General features: G+C 41.2%; 7 protein-coding genes and 1 pseudogene. 4 read left to right on the top strand and 4 right to left on the bottom strand.

Annotation, left to right across the window (positions count from 1 at the left end; all coding sequences use genetic code 11):
* Nucleotides 1-50 precede the first annotated feature (50 nt).
* A pseudogene (locus IQ229_RS23750) lies at nt 51-263 on the bottom strand (hypothetical protein); the annotation flags it as partial.
* Nucleotides 264-331: 68 nt separating this feature from the next.
* On the opposite strand from IQ229_RS23750, the gene IQ229_RS06190 reads away from it, so the two are divergent.
* Nucleotides 332-1,435: a mevalonate kinase family protein gene (locus IQ229_RS06190; protein ID WP_194042200.1), complete on the top strand. Its 1,104-nt coding sequence runs from the start codon at nt 332-334 to the stop codon at nt 1,433-1,435.
* A gap of 308 nt (nt 1,436-1,743) precedes the next feature.
* Here the strand turns inward: IQ229_RS06190 and sugE are convergent, their stop codons facing one another.
* The 3 genes from sugE to IQ229_RS06175 all read right to left on the bottom strand — a co-directional run bounded on the left by sugE (nt 1,744) and on the right by IQ229_RS06175 (nt 3,423).
* Complete coding sequence (gene sugE / locus IQ229_RS06185; protein ID WP_194042198.1) at nt 1,744-2,064, bottom strand: quaternary ammonium compound efflux SMR transporter SugE; 321 nt, start codon at nt 2,062-2,064, stop codon at nt 1,744-1,746.
* Nucleotides 2,065-2,383: 319 nt separating this feature from the next.
* Complete coding sequence (locus IQ229_RS06180) at nt 2,384-3,058, bottom strand: hypothetical protein (protein ID WP_194042196.1); 675 nt, start codon at nt 3,056-3,058, stop codon at nt 2,384-2,386.
* A gap of 134 nt (nt 3,059-3,192) precedes the next feature.
* Complete coding sequence (locus IQ229_RS06175; protein WP_194042194.1) at nt 3,193-3,423, bottom strand: hypothetical protein; 231 nt, start codon at nt 3,421-3,423, stop codon at nt 3,193-3,195.
* Nucleotides 3,424-3,736: 313 nt separating this feature from the next.
* Here IQ229_RS06175 and IQ229_RS06170 point away from each other — a divergent pair, with 313 nt between their 5' ends.
* The 3 genes from IQ229_RS06170 to IQ229_RS06160 form a co-directional block, all read left to right on the top strand.
* Nucleotides 3,737-5,041, top strand: coding sequence for an HMA2 domain-containing protein (locus IQ229_RS06170; protein WP_194042192.1), 1,305 nt, complete (start codon nt 3,737-3,739; stop codon nt 5,039-5,041).
* Nucleotides 5,042-5,079: 38 nt separating this feature from the next.
* Nucleotides 5,080-5,907, top strand: a complete 828-nt coding sequence (locus IQ229_RS06165; RefSeq protein WP_194042190.1) for a hypothetical protein — start codon at nt 5,080-5,082, stop codon at nt 5,905-5,907.
* A gap of 138 nt (nt 5,908-6,045) precedes the next feature.
* Nucleotides 6,046-7,471 (top strand): HAD-IC family P-type ATPase (locus tag IQ229_RS06160; RefSeq protein ID WP_194042188.1); only part of this gene is annotated, 1,426 nt, incomplete at its 3' end.

Below are 7,471 nucleotides of genomic sequence, written 5' to 3'. Positions count from 1 at the left end.
GGGATTAAGGGGGGTAATCATTCGATTAAAATCACAGCCAACCACTTTTAAAACATCCTCTCAGCAAAGATGCCCGTATCAAATAGCTCAAATTTACTTCGGCGCTGATCTTTTTGTACCAGTTACGTGTAGGGAAATGCTTGTTGGGGATACTTGTACAACAAGCATTTCATGTAGGAATGGGTGGGCGTATTGTCAAGATAAAAGTAATACTATTTAACATCTTCACCGTGATTACCTTCTGTGCCCGTTAGCCCAAACAGATGAATGATATGTTGTTTATTCAAGTCAATCGCAATAATATACCTCGATTAAGAACAGGAAACTTAAAATGAGAATTTTTGTTCCAGGCCGTCTTTGTTTGTTTGGAGAACACAGCGATTGGGCAGGAGAATATCGCAGTGTTAATCCTCTTATCGAAAAGGGCTACACCTTAATTGTTGGTACTAATCAAGGAATTTATGCCTCGGTCAAACCTAATTCTACTGAATTAATTATTCGTACTTCTCTCAATGATGGCAGGAGTTATGAACCGTTGAGATTACCTATGGAATCTAATACCCTTAAATGCATAGCAGCAAAGGGTGGTTTTTTTAGTTATGCTGCTGGTACAGCTTATCAATTTCTGACTCACTATGGTGTTGGCGGACTTGAGGTTGATAATTATCTAACCGACTTACCCATCCAAAAGGGATTATCTTCGAGTGCTGCCTTTTGTGTTCTCATTGCTCGGTCTTTTAATCGTGTGTATGACTTGAAGATGACAATTCGTTCAGAAATGGAGTTTGCCTATCTGGGAGAAAGAACCACTCCTAGCCTTTGTGGCCGTATGGATCAGGCTTGTGCTTATGGAAATCGCCCAATATTGATGATATTTGATGGTGAAAAAATCGACCTACTTGAATTGAAAGTGAGTGAGGATTTGTTTTTTGTGATTGTCGATCTCGGCGGTAGCAAAAACACACAAGAAATACTAAGACGATTGAATCAGTGTTATCCTTTGGCTACTAATTCAATAGAGCAAAATGTCCAAAAATATTTTGGTTCTATTAGCTCTGAAATTACCCAAGCAGCAGTTGAAGCAATACAACTCGGAGATGCCCAACTTCTTGGAGCTTTAATGACAAAAGCCCAAGCGGAATTTGATCGTTACGTAGTTCCGGCTTGTCCCGATCAATTAACTGCAAAAAAGCTGCATCTGCTTCTCCATCACGAGCCACTTAAGCCTTATATCTTCGGAGGAAAAGGCGTAGGTTCTCAGGGGGATGGCACTGCACAACTGATCGTTAAAAATCAAGAGAGTCAAAGAAAAGCTATCGAAATTATTAAGCGTGATTTTCCTCAAATGCAAGCGTTACAGTTAACTATTTCAAGACTACCAACTCCTATAATTGACTTAGCTGAGGACAAAAACCAGTATGGGGATGTTTGTTAAAATACCGCCAGTCCGCTAAATTAAACGAGACATACAGCTTATGATTACTCAAATGATGGTTCAACCCTCATTCTGTGTAAATTCTGGAATCAAACTCAGTAAAGTTAGGGACATACATTTGTTTAAATTTACTGAATAAAAACTTTTTTGAGAAACGTGCTGGATTTCCTAAGTTCAAATCTAAGCATGGGAAACAGGGTAGTTCACTGGTAATAAATCACGAGAGAATAGTGTTTCGGGATATGTGCATAATAAATGATAGCTCTACAAAAAGATAACAGGAAAAGTTAGGTTTAATTTTGGCAGGATTAATGACTTGACACTAATCTGAGTCCCAGTACACCTGCCAAAATTAAGCCAATACAAATAAAACGCTTTACAGAAGCAGGTTCACCCAATAAAAATACTCCTAATAAAGCCGTACCCATTGCTCCTATCCCAGTCCAAACAGCGTAAGCAGTACTTACTGGTAATGTGCGTAGTGCTATCGATAAAAAGAAAAAACTCAATATCATACAAACAACTGTAGGAATACTGAAAGCCAGCTTAGTAAAGCCTTGTGAATATTTCAGACCAATTGCCCATGCAATCTCTAACAACCCTGCAACCAACAAATACACCCACGCCATTATTTATTCTCCTGCACATTGTAGAAATTAAAACTTTTATTTTTTAACGATTTTTCTTATATTAAATATAAATAAATATTGCGGCTCCACCCCATTCATTCGGGACACTTTTCCCATAACCCCGCATCAGCACAATTTATGCAAAAAATTGGTATGGTTTATGAGGGTGTCGCCGCCAGCATAGATTTAAATGGGGTTGATTACGTAGATATTGTTGACTATGGGATTCTCAAAAGCGATTGGCAAACGAATTAGTTAACAGCTTATTAAAGTCAACTAAGCGATCGCCCAGCCCACCCAATTTTGACTTACAGAACTATTAGCGATTAGTTATTAATGATTCTTCACGAATATTTGATGACACGAGTGGTGGGCGCAGGCAAAGATAAGCAAGAGAACCGACTAAGGGAACAAATACCACTGCTAAAAATACCTGGGCATCAGGGAAACGGCGACGAGCCATATCATCACCAACGACACTAGGAAATAAAAGGTAAAACAGGCAAAATGCCAAACTCATACCATTGATAAAGCGATCGTTTTGAAACTGCTGTACATAATCTCCCCAATCACCGAAGGCAAAACCATAGACAAGCAAAACAACTGTACTGAAAGTTAAGACGATACCGTAAAAGCGAGAATCCAACAGACTCAAAAAAGCATCCTTCTGTCCCGAAAATTGTTGATTAGGTTCACGCAAAGCCAGATACGGCAAAAGACCAATTACACCTGAACCCACTGATGCTAGGGCAAAAGGCCAAAAAGGAATCGGTTGCATCCTGCCATCAATGAACAATAAACTACTGTAAATTAATAGCCAAATACCCACTAGAGAAAATAAAGAAAGGATAATTGGATTAATAGCAGCCCACTGAAGAGTAAATATATTTTTCAACAACGTTAACGTTTCATTTAAGTGTAAAGGCGGTGCCAACAATAAAATATAGGCGATAAATCCAGCCCACAGTATCCACAATGCAAGTTTAAAAGTCATAATCTTGATTTGGTTGGATAAATTTCAAAGACACAATTAATTGAGTTCTATAATATCTCTCTGTTGATGCTGTAAGTTTTATTAAGCAACGAGGATTTAACTAATTAATAGTTAAATCCTCGCTGCATTGTAAATTATGAATCCTCTGCTCGTTGTCGCTCAATAGGTAGAGCTTCTAAAGTTGAAAAAGGTAACATAGTTCTCAAGGCATAGCCTCTATATGCTGCGATCGCTGTGTAGCTTTGGTCAAATGTACAACCAGAACCTATGCAGAAACTCACGCGTCGCGGCGAATTCGGGGCAGAATCCGGGTTTTGATTTCTTGCAGAGTGCTGGAATGATGATCCGACACTTGCGATCGCCATCAAGAAGTTGCTGGCAAAGTTCCCGCATTGGGGGATTGCGTGTGTGGATGGGGTGCTGATGAAATGGAAGGAGTCGCGATTGCACTAATTTTCTAATTTTGTCGCAATTCTAGGCTCTTAAAGGAGCTAAATAAAGCTGTTTTGTTACTCTTGGAAAACAATAAACAAGGATATGAACATCAAATCTTAATAACTTTTAATACAAAATAATCCGCAAGAAATAGATTTAACCTCAAAGCTACGTGTTAGAGTTAACCTGTTGTTAATCTATTGTTAACCTATTGCTTGATTGAGCTATTGGGTAATCGAGGAAATGACTAAAAGTATCATTAATCAGGAAAAATTAAGTCTGTGGGGTAAAATATCATCTGACTTAATCTCTACACAACAAACTAATAAAGATAAGCATAATACAACTAAAGCAATGGCAGAGTCAACGGAGTCACAGCCTTCAGCTGGCTTGCAAATAGTTCATTTAACTACCGGGCGCGTGCGACTCCGTACTACTGACAGTAGTCTTAACTCGATATTAGACAATATAGCCCAAGATTTACGCTCCATAGAAGGAGTGAGGGAAGTTGCCGTGAATGAGCAAACGGGTAGTTTGGTAGTTAATTTTGATGAAGATAAGCTATCATTAGCGCAAATTTTGGCGCTAAAATCCGATCTTAAGATTCAACAGCCGCAGGCTTCGTCTGATTCACCTAGCAAGACAGATCCCTTTGCAGCTTGGAAATCGCCTTCATTTTGGAAAGAGCAAGGTATTTCCTTAATTCCGATGATGACAGGCTTGGCGGTAACTGGAGGTTTGGGAATTCATGGCTGGATATCGATTCCAGTTTATATGATTGCGGCGGATGCAACCCGTGGTGTAATTGGTTATCTTGGCTCTCAAGTTCTGACATCAGAAAAAAACGAAGGTAATAACACCAGTTCTGCGATATCGGAATTATCAAAAGAGGAGCGCAAATCTACTATCCAACCAGAAAAGTCAACAAATAATCTTGAGAAGGCTAGCAAGGTGGTAGCACCTGCAAAGATTGACTACAGTGTAGTCCATGCAATTGGTGGACGTATTCGCTTCAATGTGCCAAAAATTGCTGAAGATCGAGCCTATGGGCGGCGACTTGAGAGAATAGTGAAAACCGATGCTCAAGTTACAAGTGTGCGTGTGAATTTTGGTGCAGCATCGATCGCGATCGCTTATCAGTCTCGTGAGATTCCATTATCTCATTGGGTGAGTCTGATGGAATTAGCGTTAGAGACAAACCCACCAACAGTAGGGATCACAACGACGAAACAACCCTTAGAAGAAGTTAGTCAGACGGCTGAAGTTACAGACACAACAACGACAAATCATACTACTCCTGTTGCTCAGAAGGCTGAAGTTACAGACGCAACAACGACGAATCATACTACTCCTGTTGCTCAGACTCCTGAAGTTACAGACATAACAACGGTAAATCATACTACTCCTGTTGCTCAAGCTGCTGAAGTTACAGACGCAACAACGGCAAACCAAACAACTCCCCAGTTATCCAGTCTCTGGAGTAGCCTAAAATCGCCTGCGATGTCTTTCTCATTAGGTATGATGGCGAACTTACCCTTGGGAACTTAAATATACAGTTTCAAATTGCGGAATGCTGGAGGGCAATTATGACTGGTTTAAATTTAGAAACGGCAGCAAATTTAGACAAAAAACAAGAGCAAACAGTCACAGACGAGATTAATTGCCCAGCAACGCCGCCTGCAAGGGTAGCATATAGCATTATTTGTGCATTTCCCGGACAAGTAGCGTTTTGCATACCCCAGATTAGCGAAGATCCAAAATATGTGGAACGTCTTCTCGCCTTGCTTGCCAATGAGCCTTTGGTAATCAATCAGCAAGTGAATACTACGATGGTAGGGTCAATTGCTATTACCTATAAATCTGATGTAATGTCAGATGTTAAGATGCGATCGCACTTAGCTAATTTGATTCAGTTGGCTGGTAATCCGGGATCTGCAAACCAATTCAAACCATACTCAGCGGTAGTGGCGACAGAAGACAAGCAGGATAGAAAGCCAAAAAACCAAGCAGATAAGCAGAAATCAGCAACATTCTCCTTAACTTCTGCGGATGCGTCAGTCTCTAAGACTAAAAGCAATTCGGTATCCTCGACTGATTCTGTAATTCAACAACCAAAAAAACCTGCAAAAGTAGCTTATAGCATTGCTCATGCAATTCCCGGAAGAGTAAGGTTTCGTGTGCCTCGAATTGCCTGCGATCCAAAATATGTCCAACGGTTAGAGACATTACTCAAATCAGATTCTACAGTTACAAGTGAGCGAGTTAATAGCGCTGCGAAATCAGTTGTCATTACCTATAAAACTGGAATGATGCGGAATTCTCAGGAGCGAGTGCAAAGCTTTTTGTCAACACAAATATCTCATCTAGCCAATCTAATTGAATCCGCCAATGATCCCGCCACAGCGATAAGTTAGCTAACGAATCCAGCTAATGACAAATAACCAAATGATAGCTAATCAATTTCGTAGGATTGGTGGCTAATTTTCTCTCTTTATCTCAGTAAAGAGCCTAATTTTCATCGAAGTGTAAAAATTTTGGATTAAAGACAAGTAATGGCAAAAGTAGCACTGCAACTACCATCACCCCCAAAATCTCAATTCACTGTGTTGGAAGGGAATAGAAAAGTTTCTTTAATTGAGACTAATGGACACTCTCAAGGAGAGTTACCCAACGTTACCTACAGCATTGTCCATACAACTCTGGGAAGAGTACGGTTTCGCCTACCTCGTTTACGCTGTGATGCCGATTATGCCAAGCGTCTGGAAGTGTTATTAACAGCAGATGCGCTGGTGAAAAATGTCCGTGTCAAGCCTGCGGCAATGTCAGTTGCAGTTACTTATAAATCTGATAAAGTTTCCGATGCGAAGATGCGATCGCACCTTCACGATTTGATTCAGGCTGCTAGTGAGGTAGTCGTTCTCAAAAACTCTACATCATCGGAAACTGAAAAAGAGCCATCTTGGCCAGGTTTACAGCTCTCCGCCATTGCCACTACTTTAGCAGTACTAGGAGGGCCGTTAGGATTATCGATCCCGCCTTTGATAGTAGCGCTTCCGATCGCCATTGCTACACTACCCGTTGTCCAACGAGCCTGGGAAGGTATTAAACTAGAGCGAAAATTGAATATTGACTTTTTGGATTTGATGGCGATCGCTATTACTACCTTCCAAGGGCAATTTCTCACTCCATCGCTGATGCTGGGTTTAATTGAAGTGGGCGAAAATATCCGCGATCGCACGGCTCGTTCTTCTGCTCAACAAACTCTAGATTTACTTAGTTCTCTGGGGCAATTTGTCTGGGTGGAACGCAATGGCGACAAGCAACAAATTCCCATTCAAGATGTGCAACGTGGCGATACAGTGATTGTTTACCCTGGCGAACAAGTGCCGGTTGATGGTAGCATTTTGCGAGGTAAAGCCCTGCTAGATGAGCAGAAATTAACTGGCGAGTCGATGCCAGTGTTGAAGAAAAAAGGACAACCAGTTTTCGCCTCAACGCTGGTACGCGAAGGACGAATTTATATTCTTGCAGAATGGATAGGCAATGATACCCGCGCCGGACAAAGCATTAAGTTAATGCAAGAAGCACCTGTCCACGATACCCGGATGGAGAATTATGCCACGAAATTTGCTCAAAAAGCTGTTGTGCCAACTTTGTTACTTGGCGGGGCAGTATTTGCCGCAACCCGTAACCCTTCACGGGCAGCCAGCGTTTTAACTCTAGACTTTGCTACAGGTATTCGAGTATCAGTCCCGACAACAGTTTTAGCAGCATTAACTTATGCTGCACGACGGGGTATTCTTATCCGTAGCGGACGGGCGTTAGAACAACTAGCAGAAGTTGATACCATAGTTTTTGATAAAACGGGGACACTGACTAAGGGAGAAGTCGATGTTGTAAGTGTGGAAAGTCTCAATCCAGCAACCTCAAGATTGCGGGTGTTGGAATTGGCAGCAGCCGCCGAACAGCGTTTAACTC

The organism is Nostoc cf. edaphicum LEGE 07299, assembly GCF_015207245.1.
Lineage (GTDB): Bacteria > Cyanobacteriota > Cyanobacteriia > Cyanobacteriales > Nostocaceae > Nostoc > Nostoc edaphicum_B.
This window is presented reverse-complemented; position numbering and strand designations above follow the sequence as displayed.